The organism is Sorangium sp. So ce131, from assembly GCF_051519095.1.
GTDB lineage: Bacteria > Myxococcota_A > Polyangia > Polyangiales > Polyangiaceae > Sorangium.
In genome coordinates this window covers 3,015,995-3,040,857 of sequence record NZ_CP150455.1, presented here as the reverse complement: position 1 = coordinate 3,040,857, position 24,863 = coordinate 3,015,995, and the positions used below count along the sequence as shown (strand labels likewise).

The following is a 24,863-nucleotide window of genomic DNA, read 5'->3' as shown; positions in this document are numbered from 1 at the left end:
GTCGTCACCGGAATAGGGGGCGTGCGGAGCGGCGAGCGCCGAGCGGGCGCTGGGGCTCGCGGATCGAGCGCCTGCTCGTGGTCGACCGGGCAGGCGCTCACGTGGTGAGTGGTGAGGGGAGCGGCGCTCAGCCGAGCCAGCTGAGGACATCCTCGTTGAACTTCTCGGGGTTCTCCAGGAACATGAAATGGCTGCCCCCCTCCGAGGCTGCGAAGACGATGAGCTCGGCCCCGGGGATCTGATCGGCGACCCACTCCTGGGAGATGGGGCTGAAGATGCTCGCCTCCCCGCCGATGACGAGCGTCGGCACGTCGATGAGCGGGATCGTGTCCCTCCAGTCCTGCGCGGCCTGGTCCACGAGCAGCTTGGCGGCGTGCTCGCGGGGGAGCTTCAGGTTCTCCTCGACGACCGCGGCGAGCCGATCCGCCGGGTAATCGGGGCTGAAGAGGCTGGCCACGAGTCCCTGCGTCGCGGCGATCCCGTCGGGCCCGCGCAGCGAGGCGGCCGTGCTGTAAAGCGCCTCCGGGGTGAACAGGGCCCCCGCCTCGATCCGCTCTTCCTCGGACCAGTCGGGCCAGACCGTCATCGCCGGCCCGACGTCGACGAGGATCAAGCGATCCAGGAAGCGGCCGCCGTAGTTGCTCCAGTAGCTGTAGAGCGCGCCGCACCCCATCGAGTGGCCGAGGGCGGTGACGTTCTTGAGCCTCAGGCCGCGGAGGAACTCGTAGAGATCCTTGCTGAACCGCGCCATGCGGTAGCCGTGAGCGGGCTTGTCCGACTCGCCGTGCCCGCGCCAGTCGAGCACGAAGACGTGGTAACGCCTCGCGAAGGCGAGGATCTGGGACTCGTAGAGGGCCGCCGACTGCGACCACCCCGGCAGGAGGAGCAGGGGCTTGCCGCGCCCGGCCTCCAGGTAGTTGAGCGCAACCCCGTCGCTCGTCGTGAACGACCTGGAACGGACGCGCGGCGCGCGCGGCGCGCGCGGCGCCGCAGACGCCTCGCCCCCGAGCAGGTGCGCGGTCGCGAGCCCCGCGCCGACGCCCACCGCGTGCTTCAGCACCTGACGGCGCGTGGGAGGCGTGGTGGACGGCGAGGCAGCTGTCTTCTTATCGTTCATGGCAATCGATCTCCACGGCTGGCCGCGCGCACACGGGGGCGATTCCCCGGAACGCAAGGCGCGGCGACGGCTGAAAAAGGAAGCATCTAGGCGTGACCGCTGCAGGTCGGAAGTGACGACTGCGGCGAGCGCGCCACCGCGTAGATTGCGCATGATCGCCCCTCGGTCGCAAGAGGGTAAATATGATTTACATTGGATAAGTAACCAGATCTCCGACATCGGCATCACCGCGTCGCGTCCTGAGCGCGCGGCAACGCGGCAACGCGCAACTCGATGTTACGCGGCGCACCTTTTCTGTACTTCCGCTGAGCGACCGCGGAAACCGGTGCGCGAAGAGCTGGAGTACGGGAAAATTTCGATGGCGCTGCAACACGGGGCGTTGGCCGGCAGGGCGGGGCGGGGGCCGCGGGAGCCGGGGGTGGGCGGGGTCAGGCCATGAAGCGGACGCAGTGGAGGGGCGGGAGGTGGCTGGAGATCAGCTGCCTCGTGAGAGCGTCGCTGGAGAGCGAGAGACGGGATGAGCGAGCACGATCACGATCACGAAAGACGAGCACGAAAGACGAGAGACGAGGGACGAGAGACGAGGGACGAGAGACGAAAGACGAGGGACGAAAGACGAGGGACGAGAGACGAGGGACGAAAGACGGGGGACGAACGACGGGCGTTCCCTCCTGCGCCGGCGGTTGCCCCCTCGCCTCAACATTCCGGCAAGTGAACGCCCACCTCCACCGGAACCTCGATCACATTCACCGCCAACCCGCCCCTCGCCGTCTCCTTGTACTTCGACTCCATATCCGCCCCCGTATCCCGCATCGTCTTGATCACCTTATCAAGGCTCACGAAATGCGCGCCATCCCCGTGCAACGCCATCCGCGCCGCGCTGATCGCCTTGATCGCCGCCATCGCATTGCGCTCGATACACGGCACCTGCACGAGCCCTCCCACCGGATCACACGTCAGCCCGAGGTTGTGCTCCATCGCGATCTCCGCGGCGTTCTCCACCTGCGCCGGCGTTCCGCCTAGCCCCTCGGCCAGCGCGCCCGCCGCCATCGAGCACGCGGAGCCCACCTCGCCCTGACACCCCACCTCCGCGCCGCTGATCGACGCGTTCTCCTTGTACAGCAAGCCGATCGCGCCCGCCGTGAGCAGGAACCGGATCACCCCCTCGTCCGTCGACGTCGGCACGAACCGCCGGTAATAATGCAAGACCGCGGGAATGATGCCCGCCGCGCCGTTGGTCGGCGCGGTCACCACACGGCCGCCGGCGGCGTTCTCCTCGCTCACCGCGAGCGCATACAGGCTCACCCAGTCCATCGCCGTGAGCGGATCCCGCAGGCCCGCCTCGGGGCTCTCCAGCAGCTTGCGGTGCAGCGCGGGGGCGCGGCGCGTCACCTTGAGACCCCCCGGCAAGACACCCTCTCCCCGGCAGCCGCGCCGCACACACTCCTGCATCACGTCCCAGATCCGGAGCAGGCCCGCACGGGTCTCCGCCTCCGGGCGGAAGACCTTCTCGTTCTCCAGCATGACCTGGCTGATCGACAGGCCGTTCGCCGCGCACGCCGCGAGCAGCTCCGCCGCGCTGTGGAACGGATACGGGAGCGGCGTCGCATCCTCCGCGACAGGACTCTCACCCTTCGCCGCCGCCTCGTTCACCACGAAGCCGCCGCCCACCGAATAATACACACGCACGCGCAGCGGCGCGCCGTCCTGGTCGAGCGCCGTGAAGCGCATGCCGTTCGGGTGATACGGAAGGCTCCGGTGCAGGAACGCCAGGTGGCCTTTCACCTCGAAGCGGATCTCGTGCCGGGCAAGCAAGGAGAGCCGGCCGCTCCGCCGCACGCCCTCCACCACCTCCGCCGCGCGCTCGACGTCGACGCCGTCCGGCGTCTCGCCCATCAGGCCCAGGATCACCGCCTTGTCGCTCCCGTGGCCGCGGCCGGTCGCCCCGAGCGAGCCGAACAGCTCCACGTTCACCACCGCGGTGCGGTCGAGCAAACCCGCCCCCTCGAGGTCCACCGCGAACAGACGCGCCGCACGCATGGGGCCGACCGTGTGTGAGCTGCTCGGTCCGATGCCGATCTTGAAGAGGTCGAAAATGGTGACAGCCATGTACCCTGGGACGCCGGGACTCTCGCCGGGTGGCCTCTCGACGCCCGTGGACACTACGAGATCGCGCCGGCGACCGCCACCGCCGCGCCGGCTCCGCGGCGCCGGCATTCCGGTGGTATACTCGGCCACGCCTTTCCTCACTTCCCTCACCCTCTGCCGAGATGAGGACTCCCATGCGCCACGCCCCGGCCCTGCTGCTCGCCGCTTCCCTGCTCGTCCCCGCCGCCGCGCGCGGCCAAAGCCAGGCGCCGGCGCCAGCGCAGGACGGCCAGGCCAAGCCGCCCGCGCTCGAGGTGACCATCGACCGATCCAAGGTCGACCTCAAGGGCCGGACGCTCGAGGTCAAGCTGTCGCGCGCCGCCGCCAAGGTCCACATCAAGGTCCTCGGCCAGTCGGGCGCCGTCCTGGCCGAGGACGAGAAGCCGTTCAACGGGGCCGCCGCCGGCACGCCGCTCGTCGTGACCTGGCCGCCCACGGGCGAGGAGCCCGTCGCGCGCATCGAGGTGTACGGGCACGACACCAAGGGCTACTGGGCCGGGATCGCGCTCATCCCGTGGAACGTCACCATCCCCCACGAGGAAGTGCAGTTCGAGACCAACTCCGATGTGATCCGGCCCTCCGAGGTGCCCAAGCTGGAGGCGAGCCTCCGGCGGATCTCCGAGGTGGCCGCGAAGAGCGCGGAGCTCGGCAAGATCACGCTGTTCATCGTCGGCCACACGGACACGGTCGGCAGCGTCGAGCACAACCTCGGCCTGTCGCGCCGGCGCGCCCGCGCGATCGCCGCGTGGTTCAAGGGGCGCGGGCTCACGCTGCCGGTCGCCTACGAGGGCCTCGGCGAGTCGGCGCCGATCGTGAACACCGCGGACGAGGTCGACGAGCCGCGCAACCGCCGCGTCGACTACATCCTCTCGGTGGAGCCGCCCAAGCTCGCGTCGGGCGCGGCGTCCTGGAAGGCGCTCTGAGCCGGCCCATGAAGACGACCGTGCTCGCCCTCGGCAGCCGGGGGGACGTCCAGCCCGCCGTCGCGCTCGGCAAGGCGCTCGCGGGGCGCGGGCACGACGTGCGCGTCCTCGCCGGCAAGAGCTTCGCCCCGTGGATCGCGGAGCACGGGCTCACCGCCATCCCGGCGAGCGTCGACTCGGTCGACATCATGGAGAGCGACCTCGGCAAGGAGTGGGTGTCGCGCGGCACGAACCCGCTCGCCCAGTCGCGGGTTCTGCAGCGGCTCATCGAGCGCTTCGGCGCCGCGATGGTCGACGACGCGCTGCGCGCGTGCGAGGGCGCCGAGCTCATCCTGAGCAGCTTCACCTCGGACACGTACGCGGCGTCCATCGCCGAGGCCTCCGGGGCGGCGCAGGTCAGCATGCCGCTCCAGCCCTCGATCCTGGCCACGCGCCACGGCCCGACCGCGCTCGCCGCCCCGGTCCCGCGGCGCGACAGCGCGCTCAACCTCCTCTTCGGCAAGCTCTTCGTCGAGCCGACGGTGTGGCGCTGGTACGGCGGCGTGACGAACGACGTCCGGCGGCGGCTCGGCCTCGCGCCGCAGGGCCGGCGCGCGTACATGGCGGCGCTGCGGCGCACGCTGGTCGTGCACGGCTACAGCGCGCACGTCGTCCCGCACCCGCCGGACTGGCCGCCCACCTTCCACACGACGGGCTACTGGTTCCTCGACGAGGGAAAGGGATACCGGCCGCCCGAGGCCCTCGAGCGGTTCCTCGCGGCGGGCGAGCCGCCGATCGCCCTCGGCTTCGGCAGCATGACGTCGCACGACCCCGCGGCCACCACCCGGATCCTCGTCGACGCGGTCGCGCGGAGCGGCCGGCGCGCGGTGCTGCTCTCGGGCTGGGCGGCGCTCGGCGACACGGCGCTGCCGGACACGATCCTCCGGATCGACGCCGCGCCGCACGACTGGCTCTACCCGCGGGTCGCCGCGGCGGTGATCCACGGCGGCGCCGGCACCGTGGCCGCGTGCCTGCGCGCCGGCCGGCCCGCCGTGGTCGTCCCGCACCTGGCCGACCAGCTCTTCTGGGGGCGCCGCGTCGAGGAGCTCGGCGTCGGCCCGCGCGCCATCCCGCGGCCGCGCCTCACCACCGAGGCGCTCACGGCCGCGATCGAGGCCGCCACGACCGACGCCGGCATGCGGCGGCGCGCCGAGGAGCTCGGCCGGAAGATCCGCGGCGAGGACGGCGTGGGCGCCGCGATCGCGCTCGTCGAGCGGCACCTCGAGGCGCGCGCCCGCTGAGCCTCCACCACACTGTGGGCCTGTCGCGCGTCGCGCCGAGGATTCCCCGCGCCGGAGGCCACGGCTCTTGTAACATGGGCAGTTCGTATCAACCGGTCGCTCCGGCCGCCGAGGGGCGGGAGGGGGGCCCACTGTCCGGACAAGGCCAAGGATGCAGCCAGATCTCGCCGCCCCGCGCACGACCGCGCCGCCGTCGACGCGCGGCCTCCCCTACGTCGGCGCGCTCCCGCGCCTCCTCGTGGATCGCCTCGATTACCTCATCTCGGCCAGAGCGGAGCTCGGGGACGTCTACAAGCTCGATCTCGGGATAACCCACGTCATCGCGCTCAATCACCCGAGGCACGCCCAGCACGTGCTGCGCGACAACGCGCGCAACTACCGCAAAGGAGGCGCGCTGTGGGACAACATCCGCGAGCTCATCGGCAACGGGCTGCCCACGAGCGAGGGTGATCTCTGGCTGCGGCAGCGGCGGATGATCCAGCCGGAGTTCCACCGGGATCGGCTTGCCGCGATGTGCGACCTCATGGTCCAGGCGATCGACGACGGCATGGCGAGCTTCCGCGCCGCCGCCGCGGCGGGGCGGCCGGTCGACGGCGAGCGGGAGTTCCCGCACCTCGCGATGAAGGTCATCGTCAACACCGTGTTCGGTACGGGGATCGCGCCGGAGGAGGCGGACGACGTCGCCCAGGCGTTCCGGTACGCGAACGATTACATGCTGCTCGGGGCCGCGTTCCGGGCGCTGCCGCGCTGGGTGCCGGCCCCGGGGCGGCGCCGCTTCGAGCGATCGGTGAAGCGGATCGACGAGCACGTCCTCCGCTTCATCGAGCGCAACCGCTCACAGCGCGGCAAAGGCGGCGCCCTGCTCGCCATCCTGCTCAACATGGTGGACGCCGAGACCGGGGAGCGCATGACCGACCAGCAGCTCCGGGACGAGACCGTCACCATGTTCCTCGCCGGGTACGAGACCACGGCCGTCACCCTCGCGTGGACGCTCCACTTCCTGATCGAGAACCCCGACGTCCTGCGCGAGCTCGAGGCCGAGGTCGACGCGGCGCTCGGCGACAGGCGGCCCAGCTTCGCCGACCTCCCGAGGCTCCCGCTCGCGCTCGCGGTGCTCCAGGAGGCGCTCCGGATTTACCCGCCGGCCTACTGGATCCCTCGCACCGCGATCGACGACGACGAGATCGACGGGTTCCACATCCCCGCCGGCACCACGGTGGGCGTGATGAGCTACGTCCTCCACCGGCACCCGGACTTCTGGGAGAGCCCCGATCGCTTCGACCCCGGCCGGTTCACCCCCGAGCGCTCGCGCGGCCGGCCCCCCCTCGCGTTCCTCCCGTTCGGGACCGGGCAGCGGCAGTGTGTCGGAAAGGAGTTCGCGCTCATGGAAGGGCAGCTGATCCTCGCGCGGCTCCTCCAGCAGTACCGGGTGAGCGGGGTCCCGGGGCGCACGACGCGGCTGCGCGTCGCGACCGCGCTGCGCACGTCGGGCGGCGTGTGGATGAACCTCGCGCCGCGCCGATCGGGCTGACGTGATGGCCGGAGGCGACGCGCTCCCGGCCGGCGCGCTCAGTGCTTGTGCTTGTGGCGCCACTTGCCCTTGCCCTTGCCCTTGTGGATGACGATGACCCTGCCGTCGTCGTCGTCATCGTCGTGCACGATCACGGTCGGGTTGGCGACGACCTTCACGGTCCACGTCGTGGCCACCAGGATGCCGAGCACGGGCGCGCTCGGCCCGACCACGATCACCGAGCGCGGGCGGTGGCCGCAGAGGACCACGTCCGTGTGCCCGCCGTCCTTCACCACCACCGTGATCTTGGTCGGGTTGACCTTCACGGTGAGCTTGCCCGTGAAATAGAGCCGGTCGGGGCCCGGCGCGAGCACGATGACCTCGGAGCCCCCGCCCGTGGTGATGCCGAGCTTGATCTCGCGCTCGCCGATCGGCACCGGCTTGAGGTTCAGATCCAGCACGTACACCCGCAGATCGCCCGTGTCCTTGTCCGCGACGATCTCGATGACATCGTCCCCGACGAGCTGGAGCACGCCCCCGTTCGGCCCCTTCTTCCCGTCGAGCGTGGTGTCCTGGCCATTCTTGGCGTTCTCCTCGAGCTCCCGCGTCCCGCCGCGCGGCACGTGCAGCACGCCCTTGAGCTCCGAGCCCTTGGCCTTGAACGTGTAACCCACCTCCGTGAGATCGTCCTCGAGCGGCGGGAGCTTCGCGGTCAGGACCCCGCCCGATTTGGGCTCCGGCACGAGCTCCACGGTCGTCGGGGCCCCGCCATTGCCGGGCGCCTTGACGGTCACGGCGCCCGACACCCCCTCCTCGAGGGGCTTGCCGTCGCGATCCTTGACGAGCACCTTCACCTGCCCGTCCGGGGCGACGGTCATGACCACCGAGCCGGGCTCGTGCTGCTCCGTCAGCGCCCAGTTGTCGTCGATGCTCTCGGCCGTGATCTCCGGCGATTTGCTGCAGGCGGGCGCGGCGAGCGCCGACGTGGCGACCGCGAGCGCGACGAGCATGGACCTCAGACAACCCTGGATTCGCATAGTCCCCTCTTCCGTGGATCTCTCGTGACGTGCGCGCAGGCGTGCTGCCCTGCGCCTCAGACTTGCTTGCGGCTCACCGACCAGATGAAGCCGTCGTACCAGAAGTGCATCAGCGCGACGGTCTGCGTGATCGACCAGAGCGCGCGGTCGTCCGACGGCGCGAGCTCGGCCCAGGCCCCGTACGCGAGCACGCACCCGAGGAACACCGCCGGCGCGATCAGCTTGCCGGCGCGCAGCGCGTCGAGGCGCAGCCGGCGGCGGAGGTGGCCGCCCTCGGACCACCAGATCAGCGCGAGGTACTGCACCGCGTGGAACAGGTTCATGATGAAGAACGCCTGTCCCCACGGGTTGAAGCCCCACGCGTAAATGGAGCAGAAACCCGTGCTCGCGTACAGCCACACCTTGGGGAAAGACACCCTGTAACCGCGCCGCCACATGGCGCGATAAGCCAGCACGTAATAAAGCAGGAAGGACGCGCCGGCGGTGATGACGGCCCAGCTGATGTACCGGTGGTGGGTCTCCATCAGCGCCGGGACCGCGGTGAAGAAGGCCGCGCTGACGTCCTCGAACGCGTCGAAGCTCTGGAAGTGGAGGAGCATCGTCGCGCCGGCCAGGATCGGGCCGGCGTAGAGGACGAGGTTGAGCCAGAGGTCGAGCTGGCGGCCGAGCGCCGGCGCGTTCCCCGCGCGCGCATCGTAGATGCGCCCGAGGCCGAAGGTCTGGAGCGCCGAGTGGTAGACGTCCCAGAACACGACGAGCACCGTCACGCAGACGACGGCCCACATCGACAGCATCATCGCCGCGAACAGGGCGACGGGCGCCGCGAGGAAGCGGAGCCGGTGCCGCCGGAACACGGCCGCGTTGCCGTGGCTCCGGAGGAGCACCGCGGCGAGGTGTCCGTGGATGAGCGTACCGATGAAGAGCCCCGCCCACGTGACCTTCTGCCCGTGCAGCCGGAACCGCTCGTCGCTGAACGGCGTGCCGGCGATCAGCGCCCCGGCGGCGAGCGCGAGCAGCGGCGGGAGCAGGAAGAACGCCCAGTCGTACCAGGGGCTGACGATGTAGGCGCTCCGCCCAGCGCCGGCGAGCAGCGGCCGCGGCGTGGCCTCGGCCCGCGCGATCATGCCGCGCGCTCGGCCGCGGCGGCCTGCGGCTCCGGAGCCCCCTGCGAGAAGCCGATCGTCCAGCCTTGCACGGCGAGGTGATCGACGAGCGCGAGCAGGAAGAGATTCACGCCGAGCATCTCCATCGACTCTTCCACGAAATCGATGAGCGCATAACCGAGGTTGTCGCTCCCGGCGTGCTCGGCCCAGTACCCGAGCGGCAGCTCCATGGCGAGGGCGCCCGCGACGTAGATGCCGCCCGAGAGCAGGAATCGATTCCTCGTGTGCCGCGGGAGGTGCCCGAGGAACCTGAGGTACGCGACGGCGAACACCGCCACCACGGCGGCGGCCGGGATCACCCAGCTATAGTAGAACGCGCCGCCGAGCTCGATCCAGGAGCTCGCCCCCTCGTGGAGCTCGACGACCTCGTCGAGCGAGATGTAGAGAAACGCCGCGGAGAGGATCCACCAGTGCTTCACGAATCCGCCCGCGCGGCGGGCGCCGGCCGCGATGACGGCCAGGCAGAGCGAACAGGTGAGGAGCAGAGACGATGTGTACCACGTCGGCACGTTCTGCTCGTAGCTCAGCGAGAGCAGCGGGACGACGCCGCTGCGGCGCTTGAGCCCCACGATCGGCCTCAGCACCTCGACCGCGAGCCCGGCGCTCGCGACGATCGCCATCACGGCGAACAGCGCGGCGCGCAGCCTGGCCCTCGGGATGGTGATCTGCATTGACGATGGAGACCCATACGCGAGGACGAGAGTCTGGGTCAACGCGCCGGGCGTCGTCGCCGGTGCGCGCATGTCAACGCAGGTGGGTTGTCGTGGGATGCAGTCGCGCCGCGGCGCGCCGGCGTCAGCGCCCGGGCAGCGGCAGCTCGAGCTGGCCGGATTGCGCGGAGAGCCGGGCCATCGCGAGCTTCGCGGCGACGAGCGCCTCCTCCGGCGTGCGGCCCGTGGCCGAGAGGTGGCCCATCTTGCGCCCGGGGCGGGCGACGCGCTTGCCGTAGAGGTGGAGCCGGACGCCGGGGACCTCGAGCGCGGCCTCGAAGGCCGGGGGCGTGCTGCCGAGCCACACGTCGCCGAGCAGGTTGAGGATCGCGGCGGGGCGGACGATCTCGACCGAGCCGAGCGGGAGATCGCAGACGGCGCGGACGGCCTGCTCGAACTGGCTCGTCGCGCAGGCGACCTCGGACGCGTGGTAGCTGTTGTGAGGGCGCGGGGCGAGCTCGTTGATGAGCAGGCGGCCGTCCTTCAGCAGGAAGAGCTCGACCACGAGCAGGCCCTCCACGCGCAGGCCGACCGCGAGCTCGAGCGCGATCTGCACCGCCTGGCCCGTCACCGCGGCCGACAGGGGGCCCGGCAGCAGCGACCAGTCGAGGATCTGATCGCGGTGGTGGTTCAGGGCCGGCGGGTACACCGCCAGCTTGCCGCTCGGGCTGCGCGCGACGAGCACCGACAGCTCGGCCTCCAGATCGAGCGCCTGCTCGACGACGCAGCGCTGGCCGCCCAGCGAGAGGAAGAGCGCGGCGGCGTCGGCGTCGCTCGCGCCGCCGTCGCCCGGGGAGGCGCCGGGCGAGAGCCGCAGCTGGCCGCGGCCGTCGTAGCCGCCGACGCACGACTTCACGAAGCACGCCCCGCCCATGGCGCGCGTCGCCTCGAGCAGCTGCGCGCTCGTCGCGATCTCGCGGAAGGGGCCCACCGGGAAGCCGTTCCGCGACAGCCAGGTCTTCTGCACGCCGCGGTCCTGCACCATGCCCAGCACGTCGGCCGACGGGCGCACCGGCGCGAACCGGCCCGCGGCCGCGAGGCTGTCGAGCGACACCTTCTCGATCTCGAGGGTCACGACGTCGCTCTGCGACGCGAGATCGGCGGCCTGGGAGGCGTCGTCGAACGGCGCGACGACGCAGCGGTCGAGCACCGACCTGGCCGGGCAGTCGGGGTCGGGATCGAGGGCGTGGACCTTGTAGCCGAGGGTGCGGGCGGCGAGCGCCGTCATGCGGCCGAGCTGGCCGCCGCCGAGGATCGCGAGCGTGGAGCCGGGGTAGATGGGCATGTGCGGGGACCTATCCGAGGTTGGCATCGCGGAGCACGGCGGCCTCCTGGGCGCTGCGGAACGCCGCGAGGCGCTCGCGCAGCTCGGGGTGCTTGCCCGAGAGGACCGCGGCCGCGAAGAGGGCGGCGTTCGCCGCGCCGGGCTTGCCGATCGCCATCGTGGCGACCGGGACGCCCTTCGGCATCTGGACGATCGAGAGCAGCGCGTCCAGGCCGTTCAGCGCCGTCGCGGGGATGGGCACGCCGATGACCGGCAGCACCGTCTTCGCGGCGACCATGCCGGGCAGGTGCGCGGCGCCGCCCGCGGCGGCGATGATCACCTCGATCCCGCGCTCGGCCGCGGTGGTCGCGTACTCGAACATCCGGTCCGGCGTGCGGTGCGCCGAGACGACGCGCACCTCGTGCGGGATGCCGAGCTCCTTGAGGAGCTCGCTCGTCACCGCGAGGTGCTCGTAGTCGCTCTTGCCCCCCATGATCACGCCGACCCACGGCCGCTCGGCCGCGCCGCCCGCGCTCAGCTCCTCCAGGGCCCGGTCCTCGCCGGCCCCGCCCTGCGCCATCGTGCTCATCGTTTCACCAGCTCATCCACCCACGCACACCCCTGCGCAACGTCTCCGGCCCGGGTCAGCGGGTGAGCTGCTCGAGCAGGCTCAGGCTCTCGCGCTCCTCGTCGCCGATCTCGCCGTCGGACGAGATCATCTCGCGCGCGGCGGCCAGGAAGAGCTGCCGGTGCGCGCGGGGGATCTTCATCGGATCGAGGTCGTCGGCCGCGGGCGGTACGTCGAGCCAGCTGCTCACCTCCTTGGCCTCGTCCGCGTCGAGCTCGAGCCGCCGGATCATCTTGCGGACGAACTCGCGCTCCTGCTCGCGCACCTCGAGGTCGGCCCAGGCGAACGAACAGATGAACCGCATCAGCTGAAGGCGTTCTTGGCGGGAGAGGTCTTTGAGCATGGGCGGGGACTCTAGCCCGGATCAGCGCGCGTTTTGTGTGGAAATTGGTGGTTACGCCGGCGTAAGGGGTTTCCCGAGCGCGGGTCGGCGTGGCGCGCGGCGCGCGGCGCTCAGCGGTAGGGGCCGGCGGCCCGCGCGCCGCGCAGGAGCGCCGCGAGGTGCAGCTGCGCCCCGAGCAGGGCGCGCACGGTCGCGGGGTCCTCGAGCGGGGCGGGCACCGTGACCACGATGGCGTGCGGGGCGATGCGGAGCGCGCGCGTGCGGGCGCGCAGGTCCCGGATCACCTCGCGCGCCCCGGGCGAGGCGGCGCGCAGCTGCTCGGGGTCGTCGGGATCGAGCGAGGCCTGGAGCGGCGGCTCGAGCACCAGCGTGAGCTCGGAGCGCTCGGGGTGGGGGCCGCGCTCGAAGCAGGTGTCGATGTGGAAGGTGGCGCCGTCGAGCTGCGCGTCGCGGATGCGCATGCGGCCCACCTCGAGGCGGCCGTGGAGCTCCTCGGCGAACCGCTCCCACGCCGGGCGCATCCCGGTCATCGGCGTGGGCGGCGGGATGCGCGCGCTCGCGGCGTGGATCTCGGCCGCGAGCGCGGCGAGGTGCTCGATGAACGCGCCGAGCCACGGCTGGTCGTGGCCCGGCGTGCGGGCTCGGACCACGACGTGCTCGTCGTCGAGCCGGACGTCGTCGAAGGCGAGCAGCGCCCGGCGCAGGGGCCCGGCGATCACGGCGCGGACCTGGCCGGGGTCGCGCCCGCGCACGCGGTAGCGGCGGCCGAAGCCGCCGTCGTCCTCGGAGGAGAGCGCGAGCAGGAAGCGCTTGAGGCCGACCTCGAGGCCGAGCCCCCACGACGGCCAGCGCAGCTCGCCGACGAGCGCGCCGCTCGACGAGGAGCCCGCGTCGATCCACACGGCCGCGGAGCAGCCGGCGATCGCGCCCGAGAGGCGCAGCTCGAGCGGGTCGAGCGACAGGCCATGGCGCGCGCCGACCGCGCTCCAGACCGCGCGCCACCTGCCCGAGCCGATCTGCCGGCGCATGGCGGCGGGCACGGGCGGCCGATCGAAGACGCCGAGGACGAGCGGCGTCGTGTGGACGATGCCGTCGGAGCGCGCGAGCTCGACGCGCACCTCGAGCCCCCAGACCAGGGCGATCCACCCGGCGTCGAACGACGGCGCGACGCTGCGGGGGATGCGGAACCGGAAGGGCAGCTCCCGCCCCTCGTCGCGGCTGTCCGCGCGGCGGAAGGCGGTGAAGCGGTGGGCCTCGGTGGCGCGGCCCGGCGCGGAGAGGTCCCCGCCGAGGAGGCGCTCGACGCCGACCAGCGAGATCTCGACGCCGCGCACGTTGCGGCCGACCACGTTGCCGAGGGCCACCGCCCCGGAGATCTCGTCGCCCGGGGCGAAGACCTGGTCGTCGAGCGAGACCTCGACGAAGGGGCTGTCGCCGCGCGCCGTGGTGCCCGCGACCGGCGCCCGCGGCGGGCGGGCGGCGGGGCGCGGGGTGACGAGCACCTCGTACGACTCCTGGACGTCGAGCCACCACGGGATCGCGATGGAGAGGGTGATCCCGTAGCGGATCTCGGCGCGCGTGCCGAGGTACGAGCAGGGCGCGTCGGCCGGGAGCGGGAAGCTCGCGCGGTAGCGCTGCTCTCCTTCGGGCAGCGTGGTCTGCCCCGCGACGCGCGCGATGAGCGAGAGGAAGTGGGGCGGCACGAGGACGCGCTCGTCCACCCGGGCGACCTGCATGCCCTCCAGGTGCAGCTCGATCGCGTCGACGGGCGTCCTCGCGCGGCTCCGGAGCACGAGCTCGACCAGGATGACGTCGCCCGGGTGGGCGGTCCTGGACATCCGGAGCTCGACGTCGGGTCGGCTGCGCATGGCGTCCGGCTCAGCGTGGCGGGCGCGGGCTCACTTCACGAGCGGCGCCGGGACGGCGAGCCGGAGCGGCCCCCGCGGGGCAGGGCGCGAGCTCGCCGCGCATCAGCAGGTCAGCTACGGCTGCCACGCCCGTCACGGTCGCCCAGGAGCGCCGTCGCCGAGGATTTCATCGAGGTGTTGCACGAGGTTCTTGCTGCGATGATAGCCACGCTCCTCGATCAGCTGCAGCGCGGACCGGGCCTCTTCCAGATCCGTCGGAGTTGACTCCTTGAGGAGCGCCTGGATGTCGTCCCAGTCCTGAGGGCGACGCCGATCATCCCGGGCCAGCACCTTGAGGGCGATCAGGTGCCCGACGCGCGCGACCGGCGCCTCGAGGTCGGCGAGGATCGCGAGCGGCTCTGCTGCGTCGACGATCTCCGTCTCTATCCCTGACGAGGCGAACAAGAGATCGACGAGCGCGCCGCGACCTGCCTCCGAGGGTGGCTCCAGCCGCACCGTCGCGAGCCGCCCTGCCGATGACTGCTCGAGGACGGACAGGATCCGGTAACCACGCGCCTGGAGGGCGTACACGATCGCCTCGGCCTCGGTGTCGTCCCGGACTTGGACGCACACGTCGACGTCGCGTGTCGTCCGGGGCTCGGCGCGCACGCTCACCGCGAGCCCCCCGATCAGCGCCCACCTGCCGCCGGCCGCGCCGAGATCCTCCGCGATCCGGCGCAGAGCAGCTTCTACGGGGTTCAGCCTCGGCGAGGCCATGGCACAGGACACCCTTCGGCGTCGCCGAGCTCAGCCCCGGGTCGACGATGAAGCCACTCCGCCACCCGCGCGTCGACCTCGTCGTCGCCAGCCTCGGGGTGCTGCCGGCGTACCTTCTGGCGCAGCATCTGCTCACCGAGCTCGTACAGCGCCATCGCGACACGGAATCGCTCGGCAACCTGCTGTGCGTCGATCAGCTTCACAAGAACATTTTACCCTACCCGTCGTTCCTCTCCAAGGACACGGGCCCATGTCCCTGTCGCCGTGCTCTTTGTTCCTCGGCAGCCTGACAGGAGCCGTCAACTCCGCATGGCGTCCGGCTCAGCGCGGCGGGCGCGGGCTCACTTCACGAGCGGTGCCGGGACGGCGAGCCGGAGCGGCCCCCGCGGGGCGGCGCGCTCGAAGAGCTCCCCGCGGCGATCCGCGACGCCGAGGCGCATCAGGCCGTCGGCGCGCACGAGCGCGAAGGGGGCGCGCGGGACCGGCGCGTCGCGGCCCGCGTCGCCGCGGCCGGCGTCGAAGGGGACCACAAAGACGACGACGTCCTCGGCGCCGGGCGAGGGCGCGCGGGGCGGGGCGGCGTGGGCGCAGCGCGCCGCGACGGTCGCGTTCCGGTCCTCGCTGGCGCAGCGGGCGAGCGCGCGGCGGCCCTCGTCGCCGCCGACCAGCGCGAGGTGGTCGGCCGCGGCGAGGCGGACCGCCTCGGCGGGGTCGCGCGCGAGCAGGTCGCGGGCGGCGGCGCCGTCGCAGCGCGCCCCGGAGACGGTGAGGCCGGCGAGCGCGTTGGCGCGCACGTAGGGCCGGGCGTCGGAGAACGCCGCGCACAGGGCCGCGGCCGCGCGCGGGGCGCTCGCGGGGGCGCGGCCCGCGAGCCGCCCGAGCGCGCCCGCCGCGTTGCCGGCCACGGCGGCGTCGGGATCCTTGAGCAGCGGCAGGAGCAGCGGCAGCGTGTCCTTGTCGCCGATCGCGCCGCCCACCGCGCCCAGAGACCAGACGGCGTTGGCGCGGACGCCCGGGTCCGGATCGCCCGCGAGCTTGCGGAGCGCGGCGGCGGCGCCAGGGTCGCCGGCGTGGCCGGGGTGCCCGGCGAGCGCCTCGGCGATCTTGCGGCGGTCGTCGATGGGCGCCGCCGAGGCCATGCGCGCGAGCGCGGCGCCCGCGGCCTGCCCGCGCATGCGGCCGAGGCCCTCGAGGAGCGCGTCGCGCGCGGCGTCCGGGGCGCTGGCGACGGCCGCGGCGACGTCGCGGGCGAGGTCGTCCGCCGCGGCGTCCTTCGCGCCGCCGGCGTCGCCCGCGCGGGAGAGGGCGCCGGACAGGGCGATGCCGAGCGCGCCGCGGTCCTGCTCGGCGGCGACGGTGAGCCGCTTCAGGAGGTCGCGCGCGATCCCCGGGCCGGCGACGCGGGAGAGCGCGACCGCGGCGCGGAGGCGCACGTCGCCCGACTCGTCGTCGAGGGCCTCGAGCAGCGCGGCGTCGACGGCCGCGCCGAGCTTGCCGGCGGCGCGCGCCGCCCCGAGCGCCTCGATCACGGCGAGCCGGAGCGGCCCGGACCGGGCCTTCGCGAGGGGCAGGAGCACCTCCTGGGCGCGGGGCGAGCCGGTGCGCCCGAGGAGCCGCACGAGCGCGAGCTTCTCGTCCGGCGGGGTCGCGGGGTCGTTCAGCAGGGCGCGCGCGGGATCCACGGCGCGCCCGTCGGGGCGCGCGGGATCGAGCAGCGCGCTCGCGGCGCGGATCGCCTCGCGGCGCACGGAGGGGTCGGCGTCGCCGAGCAGCTCGAGCACGCTGGGCAGCGCCGCGGGGTCGCCGAGCGCGGAGAGGGCGCGGAGCCCGTGCCGGAGCGGGACGACGCCCCGCTGCATCCCGCGGACGAGCGCGGGCAGCCCTTCCCTCGCCTTGAGCTCGCCGAGCACGAGGGCCGCGCCCGCCGCGGTGTTGCCCGACGGCGCCGCAGCGAGCGCGGCGATCAGCGCGGGCACGGCCACGTTCTTCTGGGCGGGCGCGCCGGTCGCGCCGGCTGCGCTTGCGCCGGGCGCGCCGGTCGCAGCGGCGGCGGGCGCCGCCGGAGCCCTCCCGGCGCTGACGAGGGCGTCGCGGACCGCGGAGCGCGGGGCCGCGGGGTCGTCCTTCGCGAGCGCCGCGAGCAGCACCCGCACCGCGGCGTCGGAGCCGATCCGGCCGAGCGCCCGGAACGCGGCCTCGCGCACGTCGTTGCTCGAGGTGCCGCCGTCGGCCGCGCGCGCCCCGGGGAACGCCCCCGAGCCCCCGAGCGCCCCGGGCGAGGCCGAGACGAGCTCCGCGATCGCCGGCGTCGCCTCGTCCAAGCGCAGCCGGCCGAGCGCGGTGACCGCCTCGACGCGGACGTCCTGCGCCTGGTCCTGCAGCGCGAGGATGAGCGCGCTGACGGCCCGCGCGTCGCCGAGCTCTCCGAGGGCCCGCGCCGTGGCCTTGCGGACCTCCGGCACCGCGTCCTGCACCTTGCCGATGAGCGGCACGACGGCGCGGCCGTCGCCGATCCGGCCGAGCGCGCGCGCGACCTCCGCGCGCACCTCGGGCGCGCCGTCGTCGAGGTGGCCGAGCAGCGGCGAGACCGCGTCCGGGAGCCCCGCCGCGCCCATCGCGGCCGCGGCGGCGATGCGCACGTGCGGATCCGGATCGCCGAGCACGCGCCCGAGCGCGACGACGGACCGGTCGGTCGGCGCCGCGCGGATGACGTCGCAGGCCGCGAGCCTGAGGCGCGCGTCCCCCTCGCCGAGCCACTCGATCACGAGGTCTCCCGCGCGCGGCATCCGGAAGCTCACCGCCGCCCTGGCGAGGTGCAGCCGCACCTCGACGTCGGGATCGCTCATGCCCTTCTGGATCAGCCCGAGCGCCGTCTCCGGGGCGAGCTCGCCGACGCGGGTCGCGGCGAGCCGGCGCTCCGAGACGTCCCCCGAGGCGAGCGCGCGCGCGATCTGCTCCGGCACGTTCGGCCAGAGGAACGCGGCCGCGTCCGCGGGCGCCCCGAGCGCGGCGGCGAGGGCGAGGAGGACCGCCGGGACCCGGCGGCACAGCGACAGGGAGGAGCGGCGCACGGGAGGAGCGTAGTACAGCGGGCGCGGCCGCGTCATGGCGCCGTCGGCTCCCCGGAGGGCGGCGGCTCGTCCGCGTCGTCGCCGAAGAGGCCGCCGACGTCGATCTCGACCGCATCGAAGGGCGCCGCGCGGACCTTGTCCCCCCGGCCGGCGACGAGCGCGATCAGGTACCCCTCCGGGGTCCACCGCAGCACCGTGAGCGTGCCGTTGTGCGGGTCCGCGAGCCAGTAGTGCGCGACGCCCGCGCGGTGGTACCCGAGCCGCTTGTCGCCCATGTCGACGTGCGCGGTCGTCGGCGACAGGACCTCGCAGATCCAGTCCGGCGCGGCGGTCACGATGCCGCGCCGGTCGGGCTCGGGCAGGGTGGCGTGTTTGTCGCGGCGCCAGCCGAGCACATCGGGTCGGCAGCCCAGGCCCGCGATCTCCATGTCCACCTCCATCGAAACCCACCAGCCGCCGGGCCGCTCAGCGCCGCCCGGACGCCGGTCGTAGGCGCCGCGAACGAGCGCGATGACCCCGGCCTGGGTCCTGCCGTGCACCGGTCCCGGCATGCCCTGGTACACGATCCGCCCGTCGATGAGCTCGGCGCGCTTCTCCTCGGGAATGGCGAGCCAGTCCTCGATCGTGGGCCTTCGCGGCGCGCGGGGCGGAGCGACCGGAGGTGCCGCATGCATGGCGCGAAGCATACCCCAGGTCGCCCACGGGCGGCGGAGGCGGACGCGGGAGCCGAGCCGGCGTAGCTCCCGCAACCGGCATCGCCGTGTAACAGTCGAGCGAGGTGCCGGCCATGATCCCCTTCTCCGTCCTCGACCTCTCGCCGATCGTCCAGGGTGGCGACGCCGCCCAGGCGTTCCGCAACACGCTCGACCTCGCCCGCCACGCCGAGCGGCTCGGCTACCGCCGCTACTGGCTTGCCGAGCACCACAACATGGGCGGCGTGGCCAGCGCCGCGACCGCGGTGGTGATCGCGCACGTGGCCGGCGGCACCTCGACGATCCGGGTCGGCGCGGGCGGCATCATGCTCCCGAACCATGCGCCGCTGGTGATCGCCGAGCAGTTCGGCACCCTGGCGTCGCTCTTTCCCGGGCGCATCGATCTCGGCCTCGGCCGCGCCCCCGGCAGCGACCAGGTCACCGCGCGCGCGCTGAGGCGGAACCTCGCCGGCGACGTCGACGGCTTCCCGCAGGACGTGCTCGAGCTGATGGGCTACTTCCGCCCGGCGGAGCCTGGCCAGCTGGTCCGCGCCGTGCCGGGCGCGGGCCTGAACGTGCCGATCTGGATCCTGGGCTCCAGCCTCTTCGGCGCCCAGCTCGCCGCGGCGCTCGGCCTGCCCTACGCCTTCGCCTCGCACTTCGCGCCGGCCCAGATGATGCAGGCGATCGCGCTGTACCGCCGCGAGTTCCGCCCGTCGGCGCAGCTCGCGAGCCCGTACGTCATGCTGGGGGTCAACGTGTTCGCCGCGGACACCGACGACGAGGCCCGCCTCCTCTGGACCTCGCTGCAGCAAGCGTTCGTCAACCTGCGCCGCGGTCGGCCGGGCCCCTTGCCGCCGCCGGCCATCGGCTTCGAGCGCGAGCTGACGCCGATGGAGCGCGCCGGCCTCGAGCAGGCGCTGGTCTGCTCGGTCGTCGGGTCCGCCGAGACGGTGCGGCGCGGGCTGCTGGACTTCATCACCCGCACGCGCGCCGACGAGCTCATGGTGACCTCCCAGATCTTCGACCACGACGCGCGCCGGCGCTCGTTCGAGATCACGGCGGCGGCGCGCGACGCGCTCGCTGGCGCCGGCTGAGGCGTCCCGCCCGGCGGCGCAGCTTCCTGGCGGGCTCGCCGCCGCCCTTCAGCGCAGCCTGGAAACGCAACCTGGAGGCGGGTCACCACCTCGTCGCAGCTCTTCGGACTTCCGCGAAGGTGCTCGACCCCTCCAGGGAAGTCCGCCCAGCTTCCGCGAGGGGCTCGACCCCCTCCAGGGAAGTCCGCCGAGCTTCCGCGAGGTGCTCGACCCCCTCCAGGGAAGTCCGCCCAGCTTCCGCGAGGGGGCTCGACCCCCTCCAGGGAAGTCCGCCGAGCTTCCGCGAGGTGCTCGACCCCCTCCAGGGAAGTCCGCCCAGCTTCCGCGAGGGGGTTCGACCCCCTCCAGGGAAGTCCGCCGAGCTTCCGCGAGGTGCTCGACCCCCTCCAGGGAAGTCCGCCCAGCTTCCGCGAGGTGCTCGACCCCCTCCAGGGAAGTCCGCCCAGCTTCCGGGAGGGTGCCCGCCAACCTCCGGCCAACTCCTGAACGTTGCCCGGAAGCGGCTCACCACGTCCGGCAGAGCCCGCGGAGCGTCGGTCGGTTGAGCCATGCGTTCGACGGCCATCACATGCCACGCACGAGCCCAAGACGAGTCCGTCCCGAACCGTCGCTCGGCTTCCAGCAGCGCCGAGAGACGCCCCTGGCCATCGTAGACGCCGAAATCGTAGCGAGATCACCCGCGCAACGCAGAGCTCATGGCCGATCGTACCTCCATCGCAGCGCTTCAGCGAGGTGACACGGAGTCGCCGAGGATACCCCGCCGCCCCTCACCGAACCCAGCCGTGGAGTTCGCGCGCCTGCTCTCGCCGCAAAATGTACGACAACCGGGAAGGGCGACGCGACGCCTCACCCCGGATCGATCCGGTAGATGCGCCCCGTGTTGAACATCACCACATAGATCTCCCCCGCGGCGTCCTCTCCGAACGAGGACGGCAGCCCGTTCGGGCGCAGCGCGGACGTCAGCTCGACGCGGTCGGTTGCGGCCTTGCCGTCCCACACAAACGAAAAGAAGCGGCCCGTCACATAATCGCCGTACACATAACGGCCGCGCAGACACGGGATCTTCGCGCCGCGGTACACGTAGCCGCCGATGATCGAGCCCGCCTCGCTCCGCGGGTGCTCGACCGCGGGGAGGACGCCGCGCGGCTTGCACGCCGCGCCCGGAGGATAACAGTGGGAGCCCTCCATCGCCTCCCAGCCGTAATCGTTCCTGCCCTGGCCAGGGGGCTCCACCAGGATCTCCTCCCAGGCCTTCTGGCCGACATCGCCGATATAGAGATCCCCGGTGAGCCGGTCGAAGCTGAACCGCCACGGGTTCCGGAGCCCGTAATCCCAGATGAGCGGCTCGACGCCGCCCATGTTGCCCGCCGGCGCCTTCCTCGGATCATCGACGTCGATGCGGAGGATCTTGCCGAGCTTCGAGGTGAGATCGGCCGCGGGGCTCGGCGAGCGCGCGGAGTCGCCGATCGCGGCGTAAAGATAGCCGTCCCTTCCGAACGCGAGCATCCCGCCCACGTGGTTCCAGGCGCCGTGCTTCACGTCGACGAGGGTGCGGACCGGCTCGGGATGCGCGGCGTCGCCGCCCTGCGCTCCGCGCCTCCACTCCTCGATCACGACGTTGCCGCGCGGAACCGACGAGTAATGGATCCAGAACCGCCCGTTCTTCGCGTAATCGGGGTGGAACGCGAGCCCGAGCAAGCCGCCTTCCGAGTTGGGCGTCGGCTGGAACACGCGCGATCGCACGTCGAGGAACGGCGCCGGCTGGATGGTGCCCTCCTTGATGAGCCGGAGGGTGCCTGTCTTCTCCACCACCACGAGGCGCGCCGGGTCGCCGGGCGGCGACGCGACGAACGTCGGCTGGTCGAACCCGCTCGCGACGAGCGTGAGCTTCAGCGGCGGAACGCCGCTGCATTGCGCGGGGCGAGCGAGATCCGCCCGCGTCGCGCCCCCCGTCGCACGGGCGCCCCCCGCCGCGGGCGCGGCCTCCGGCGCGGGCGCAGCCTGTGCCGCGGGCGCGCCCTCCGGTGCAGCGGGCGCCGGCCCAGGGCTCGCCGCGCCGGCCTGGACCGGCGGCGCCGCGCTCGCGGCCGCGGCCTGGCCGGGGCCGCCCTCGCGAGGCCCCTCGGGCGGCCCCGCGACCTGCACGCGCTTCTCGCAAGCCGCTACACTGCCCGCGAGCAGGAGGCAGCAGGCGGTCCAATGGCACGCTCTCGTCGTCGCGCCGGCAGCGCGCCCCACAACACGCCGAGGCCATGGTCTCTCGAACAAGCGGGCACCTCTTTCTCCTCCTCTCCATCATGAGCGGCCGCACCTGGCAAGCCGTCCTCGCGTCGCTGCTGTTCGCGGGCTGCGGCGGCTGCGGCCCCGGCGGCGCGCCCGGGGTCGATCCCCTCCCCTCTCCCGACCGGCTCGGCCCCGCCGGTGCGGCCGACGCGACCGCGCGCGGCGCCGCGACGGACGGCCGCGCCGGCGCCGCGACGGACGGCCGCGCCGGCGCCGCGACGGACGGCCACGCCGGCGTGGCGCCGGCGCCGCAGGACGGGCCGCCCTGCAAGGACGGCGACGAGGACCCGCTCGACCTCCGCTGCACTGGCCTTTACAGCGACACCGGCGCGCGCTCGCTCGCGGCGGGCGTCCGCGAGTTCAAGCCGGCCTTCGAGCTCTGGAGCGACGGCGCCGAGAAGACGCGCTGGATCTACCTCCCTCCGGGCTCGACCATCGATGTCTCCCGGATGAACGACTGGATCTTCCCCGTCGGCACCAAGCTGTGGAAGGAGTTCCGGATGCCCGTCGCCGGGGAGAGCCGGCGGATCGAGACGAGGCTCCTGTGGAAGACCGCGGAGGATCGCTGGACGCGCGCCACCTACGCCTGGTCCGAGGACGGCGCGCGCGCGCTGCAGGTGAAGGCCGGCGTCCCAGAGGTGCCGGGCGTGCCCGGCTACGCGATCCCCGCGCAGGTCGACTGCATCCGCTGCCACGCGGGCAAGACCGACAACCCGCTCGGCTTCGAGGCGATCCTGCTCGCCGCCCCGGAGGCCAGCGGCCTGACCTACGCCGCGCTCGCCGATCTCGGCCTGCTCGCGGCCGGCGCCGGCGGCCCGCTCCCCGGCGCGGCCGCGCTCGACGTGCCCGGAACGGCGACGGAGCGGCGCGCGCTCGGGCTGCTCCACGTCAACTGCGGCGTCTCATGCCATCACCCGCTCGGCGTCGCGACGCACTTCGAGATGCGCCTCAACGTCGATCCTCCGGGCCAGGTCGCCGGCGTGCGCGGCGCGCGCGTCTACCAGACCGCGATCAACCAGCCCGCGAAGCTCCGCCCCTCCGGCGCGCCGCCCGAGGCGCGTTATTACCGGATAAGGCCCCTCGATCCCGACCGCAGCGCCGTGCTCTACGCCATGTCGCGGCGCGACCCGCCCGGCGCGCCGCCCGAGCAGATGCCGCCGCTCGCGACCCGCCGCGTCGACGAGGAGGCCGTCGCCGTGATCCGCGCCTGGATCGAGGGGATGACCCCCGCCGCCGGCTACCCGCGCGCCGCGCCCTGACGCCGTCCCAGGCGCCGTGCGGGCGGGCGCGCCGGACGCCGGCGAAGGGACCGCGCAGGAATCGCCCTCGCGCGCTCGCCGGGCCGTGGTGCACGCGCACGCCCGGCTCCATGCTCCGGGCAGCCGCGTCGCCGCGCGACCGCGGCCGGATCGCGCGCGCCGGGCCACGGCACCGGGCGGATGCTCCGCCTTGCCCGGCGAGCGTCCACGACCCGGGGGGGACGTCACGTGAAGCAGCCGAAGGAGATCAAGAAGGCAGACGGGAAGCTCGCGATCTTGCTGCCGGGCCTGGGCGCCGTCGCCACGACCACGATCGCGGGCACCCTGCTCGCGAGGCGCGGGCTCGCGGCGCCGATCGGATCACTCACGCAGCTCGGCACGATCCGGCTCGGCAAGCGGACCGAGGGCCGCACGCCCCGGATCAAGGATTTCCTGCCGCTCGCGCCGCTCGATCAGCTGGCGTTCGGCGCGTGGGACATCTTCCCCGACAGCGCGTACGAGTCGGCGCGGCACGCGGACGTGCTCGAGCGCCGGCACCTCGACGCCGTCCGCGAGGAGCTCGAGCGGATCCGGCCGATGACCGCGGTGTTCTACCCGGAGTACGTGCGGCGGCTGCACGGCACGCACGTGAAGAAGGGCGCGAGCAAGGCCGACATGGTCGAGCAGGTCCGCGCCGACGTCCGCGCCTTCCTCCGCGACAGCGGCGCGGCCCGCGGCGTCGCCGTCTGGTGCGGCTCGACGGAGGCCTACGTCGAGCCCGCGGAGGTCCACGGCTCGATCGCGCGCTTCGAGGCGGGCCTCGCCGAGGACCACCCGGCGATCTCGAGCTCCCAGATCTACGCGTGGGCCTGCCTCAAGGAGCGGATCCCGTTCGCGAACGGCGCGCCGAACCTGACGGTCGATTTCCCGGCCGCGCAGGAGCTCGCCAGGAGGCAGGAGGTGCCGATCGCCGGCAAGGACTCCAAGACCGGCCAGACGCTGATGAAGACCGTGATCGCGCCGGGCCTCAAGGCGAGGATGCTCGGCGTCGCGGGGTGGTTCTCGACGAACATCCTCGGCAACCGCGACGGCGAGGTGCTCGACGACCCGGGGTCGTTCCGGTCGAAGGAGGTCTCGAAGCTCGGGGTGCTCGAGCACATCCTGGAGCCGCACGCCTACGGAGAGCTCTATGGCAAGCTCTTCCACAAGGTGCGGATCGAGTACTACCCCCCTCGCGGCGACGCCAAGGAGGGCTGGGACAACATCGATCTCGTCGGGTGGCTCGGCTATCCCATGCAGCTGAAGGTCAACTTCCTGTGCCGCGACTCCATCCTCGCAGCGCCGATCGTGCTCGACCTCGCGCTCCTGCTCGATCTCGCGCAGCGCGCCGGGCTGCGCGGGACGCAGGAGTGGCTGAGCTTCTACTGGAAGAGCCCGATGACCGCGCCCGGGCTGTACCCGGAGCACGATCTCTTCATCCAGTCGATGAAGCTCAAGAACACGATGCGGTGGCTGATGGGAGAGGACCTCATCACCCACCTGGGGAGCGAGTATTACGATTGATCCAGCGGGCAGTCCGCCCTCGGAAGCAGGGAGGATGCCTCGTAGGCGCTGGAGCTGAAGACCGTCGACGCCGAGGAGGGAGAGACCCCCGACGCGGCGCTCGCCGCCGCCCTGCAGCAGATCCAGGAGCGGGAGTACGCGACCGAGCTGTGCGAGCGCGGGGCGCTGCCGA

The 24,863-nt window shown here is 73.1% G+C and carries 20 protein-coding genes; 6 read left to right on the top strand and 14 right to left on the bottom strand.

Annotation, left to right across the window (positions count from 1 at the left end):
- Positions 1-127: 127 nt before the first annotated feature.
- Together WMF43_RS11300 and WMF43_RS11295 are read right to left on the bottom strand one after the other, a co-directional pair.
- On the bottom strand, positions 128-1,117 hold the full coding sequence (locus WMF43_RS11300) for an alpha/beta fold hydrolase (protein WP_437679658.1): 990 nt from the start codon (positions 1,115-1,117) through the stop codon (positions 128-130).
- 696 nt (positions 1,118-1,813) lie between these two features.
- Positions 1,814-3,226 carry an L-serine ammonia-lyase gene (locus WMF43_RS11295; protein ID WP_437679656.1) on the bottom strand — a complete coding sequence of 471 codons (1,413 nt, stop codon included), beginning with the start codon at positions 3,224-3,226 and terminating at the stop codon, positions 1,814-1,816.
- Between the two features lie 173 nt (positions 3,227-3,399).
- On the opposite strand from WMF43_RS11295, the gene WMF43_RS11290 reads away from it, so the two are divergent.
- The 3 genes from WMF43_RS11290 to WMF43_RS11280 all read left to right on the top strand — a co-directional run bounded on the left by WMF43_RS11290 (position 3,400) and on the right by WMF43_RS11280 (position 6,999).
- Positions 3,400-4,188: an OmpA family protein gene (locus WMF43_RS11290; RefSeq protein WP_437679655.1), complete on the top strand. Its 789-nt coding sequence runs from the start codon at positions 3,400-3,402 to the stop codon at positions 4,186-4,188.
- An 8-nt stretch (positions 4,189-4,196) separates the two neighbouring features.
- Positions 4,197-5,468: a glycosyltransferase gene (locus tag WMF43_RS11285; RefSeq protein WP_437679653.1), complete on the top strand. Its 1,272-nt coding sequence runs from the start codon at positions 4,197-4,199 to the stop codon at positions 5,466-5,468.
- Between the two features lie 151 nt (positions 5,469-5,619).
- The gene (locus WMF43_RS11280) at positions 5,620-6,999 is read left to right on the top strand and encodes a cytochrome P450 (protein WP_437679651.1); all 1,380 of its coding nucleotides are present in this window, start codon (positions 5,620-5,622) and stop codon (positions 6,997-6,999) included.
- 38 nt (positions 7,000-7,037) lie between these two features.
- Here WMF43_RS11280 and WMF43_RS11275 read toward each other — a convergent pair whose 3' ends face one another.
- From WMF43_RS11275 to WMF43_RS11225, 11 genes are all read right to left on the bottom strand, one after another.
- Positions 7,038-8,015, bottom strand: coding sequence for a hypothetical protein (locus tag WMF43_RS11275; RefSeq protein ID WP_437679650.1), 978 nt, complete (start codon positions 8,013-8,015; stop codon positions 7,038-7,040).
- 56 nt (positions 8,016-8,071) lie between these two features.
- Complete coding sequence (locus WMF43_RS11270) at positions 8,072-9,139, bottom strand: hypothetical protein (protein WP_437679648.1); 1,068 nt, start codon at positions 9,137-9,139, stop codon at positions 8,072-8,074.
- The gene (locus WMF43_RS11265) at positions 9,136-9,849 is read right to left on the bottom strand and encodes a hypothetical protein (protein WP_437679647.1); all 714 of its coding nucleotides are present in this window, start codon (positions 9,847-9,849) and stop codon (positions 9,136-9,138) included. The genes WMF43_RS11270 and WMF43_RS11265 overlap by 4 nt, the downstream gene beginning before the upstream one ends.
- A gap of 124 nt (positions 9,850-9,973) precedes the next feature.
- Entirely contained in the window at positions 9,974-11,173 is a 1,200-nt protein-coding gene (gene purK / locus WMF43_RS11260; protein ID WP_437679645.1) for a 5-(carboxyamino)imidazole ribonucleotide synthase, read from the bottom strand.
- Between the two features lie 10 nt (positions 11,174-11,183).
- On the bottom strand, positions 11,184-11,645 hold the full coding sequence (gene purE, locus WMF43_RS11255) for a 5-(carboxyamino)imidazole ribonucleotide mutase (RefSeq protein ID WP_437683992.1): 462 nt from the start codon (positions 11,643-11,645) through the stop codon (positions 11,184-11,186).
- Between the two features lie 151 nt (positions 11,646-11,796).
- The gene (locus WMF43_RS11250) at positions 11,797-12,084 is read right to left on the bottom strand and encodes a TerB family tellurite resistance protein (RefSeq protein ID WP_437679643.1); all 288 of its coding nucleotides are present in this window, start codon (positions 12,082-12,084) and stop codon (positions 11,797-11,799) included.
- 149 nt (positions 12,085-12,233) lie between these two features.
- Entirely contained in the window at positions 12,234-13,991 is a 1,758-nt protein-coding gene (locus WMF43_RS11245; protein WP_437679642.1) for a hypothetical protein, read from the bottom strand.
- 132 nt (positions 13,992-14,123) lie between these two features.
- Complete coding sequence (locus WMF43_RS11240) at positions 14,124-14,732, bottom strand: nucleotidyl transferase AbiEii/AbiGii toxin family protein (protein ID WP_437683990.1); 609 nt, start codon at positions 14,730-14,732, stop codon at positions 14,124-14,126.
- Positions 14,729-14,950 (bottom strand): hypothetical protein, encoded by a 222-nt coding sequence (locus WMF43_RS11235; protein ID WP_437679640.1) that lies wholly within the window; start codon positions 14,948-14,950, stop codon positions 14,729-14,731. Before WMF43_RS11235 ends, WMF43_RS11240 begins: the two co-directional genes overlap by 4 nt.
- Before the next feature lie 138 nt (positions 14,951-15,088).
- The gene (locus WMF43_RS11230) at positions 15,089-17,818 is read right to left on the bottom strand and encodes a HEAT repeat domain-containing protein (protein ID WP_437679639.1); all 2,730 of its coding nucleotides are present in this window, start codon (positions 17,816-17,818) and stop codon (positions 15,089-15,091) included.
- A 32-nt stretch (positions 17,819-17,850) separates the two neighbouring features.
- The gene (locus WMF43_RS11225; RefSeq protein ID WP_437679637.1) at positions 17,851-18,492 is read right to left on the bottom strand and encodes a Uma2 family endonuclease; all 642 of its coding nucleotides are present in this window, start codon (positions 18,490-18,492) and stop codon (positions 17,851-17,853) included.
- 113 nt (positions 18,493-18,605) lie between these two features.
- On the opposite strand from WMF43_RS11225, the gene WMF43_RS11220 reads away from it, so the two are divergent.
- Complete coding sequence (locus WMF43_RS11220; protein ID WP_437679635.1) at positions 18,606-19,607, top strand: LLM class flavin-dependent oxidoreductase; 1,002 nt, start codon at positions 18,606-18,608, stop codon at positions 19,605-19,607.
- 846 nt (positions 19,608-20,453) lie between these two features.
- Here WMF43_RS11220 and WMF43_RS11215 read toward each other — a convergent pair.
- A complete protein-coding gene (locus tag WMF43_RS11215; protein WP_437679633.1) occupies positions 20,454-21,752 on the bottom strand; it encodes a PQQ-dependent sugar dehydrogenase in 1,299 nt (432 codons plus the stop codon).
- A 107-nt stretch (positions 21,753-21,859) separates the two neighbouring features.
- Here WMF43_RS11215 and WMF43_RS11210 point away from each other — a divergent pair, with 107 nt between their 5' ends.
- Positions 21,860-23,149, top strand: a complete 1,290-nt coding sequence (locus WMF43_RS11210; RefSeq protein ID WP_437679631.1) for a hypothetical protein — start codon at positions 21,860-21,862, stop codon at positions 23,147-23,149.
- A gap of 228 nt (positions 23,150-23,377) precedes the next feature.
- Complete coding sequence (locus WMF43_RS11205; RefSeq protein ID WP_437679629.1) at positions 23,378-24,691, top strand: inositol-3-phosphate synthase; 1,314 nt, start codon at positions 23,378-23,380, stop codon at positions 24,689-24,691.
- Positions 24,692-24,863: the final 172 nt, after the last annotated feature.

What these genes read in the sequence shown, in the direction of transcription:
- WMF43_RS11300 (WP_437679658.1), bottom strand. Translation starts at nt 1,117, where the DNA reads ATGAACGATAAGAAGACAGCTGCCTCGCCGTCCACCACGCCTCCCACG.
- WMF43_RS11295 (WP_437679656.1), bottom strand. Translation starts at nt 3,226, where the DNA reads ATGGCTGTCACCATTTTCGACCTCTTCAAGATCGGCATCGGACCGAGC.
- WMF43_RS11290 (WP_437679655.1), top strand. Translation starts at nt 3,400, where the DNA reads ATGCGCCACGCCCCGGCCCTGCTGCTCGCCGCTTCCCTGCTCGTCCCC.
- WMF43_RS11285 (WP_437679653.1), top strand. Translation starts at nt 4,197, where the DNA reads ATGAAGACGACCGTGCTCGCCCTCGGCAGCCGGGGGGACGTCCAGCCC.
- WMF43_RS11280 (WP_437679651.1), top strand. Translation starts at nt 5,620, where the DNA reads ATGCAGCCAGATCTCGCCGCCCCGCGCACGACCGCGCCGCCGTCGACG.
- WMF43_RS11275 (WP_437679650.1), bottom strand. Translation starts at nt 8,015, where the DNA reads ATGCGAATCCAGGGTTGTCTGAGGTCCATGCTCGTCGCGCTCGCGGTC.
- WMF43_RS11270 (WP_437679648.1), bottom strand. Translation starts at nt 9,139, where the DNA reads ATGATCGCGCGGGCCGAGGCCACGCCGCGGCCGCTGCTCGCCGGCGCT.
- WMF43_RS11265 (WP_437679647.1), bottom strand. Translation starts at nt 9,849, where the DNA reads ATGCAGATCACCATCCCGAGGGCCAGGCTGCGCGCCGCGCTGTTCGCC.
- purK (WP_437679645.1), bottom strand. Translation starts at nt 11,173, where the DNA reads ATGCCCATCTACCCCGGCTCCACGCTCGCGATCCTCGGCGGCGGCCAG.
- purE (WP_437683992.1), bottom strand. Translation starts at nt 11,645, where the DNA reads ATGGGGGGCAAGAGCGACTACGAGCACCTCGCGGTGACGAGCGAGCTC.
- WMF43_RS11250 (WP_437679643.1), bottom strand. Translation starts at nt 12,084, where the DNA reads ATGCGGTTCATCTGTTCGTTCGCCTGGGCCGACCTCGAGGTGCGCGAG.
- WMF43_RS11245 (WP_437679642.1), bottom strand. Translation starts at nt 13,991, where the DNA reads ATGCGCAGCCGACCCGACGTCGAGCTCCGGATGTCCAGGACCGCCCAC.
- WMF43_RS11225 (WP_437679637.1), bottom strand. Translation starts at nt 18,492, where the DNA reads ATGCATGCGGCACCTCCGGTCGCTCCGCCCCGCGCGCCGCGAAGGCCC.
- WMF43_RS11220 (WP_437679635.1), top strand. Translation starts at nt 18,606, where the DNA reads ATGATCCCCTTCTCCGTCCTCGACCTCTCGCCGATCGTCCAGGGTGGC.
- WMF43_RS11210 (WP_437679631.1), top strand. Translation starts at nt 21,860, where the DNA reads ATGGTCTCTCGAACAAGCGGGCACCTCTTTCTCCTCCTCTCCATCATG.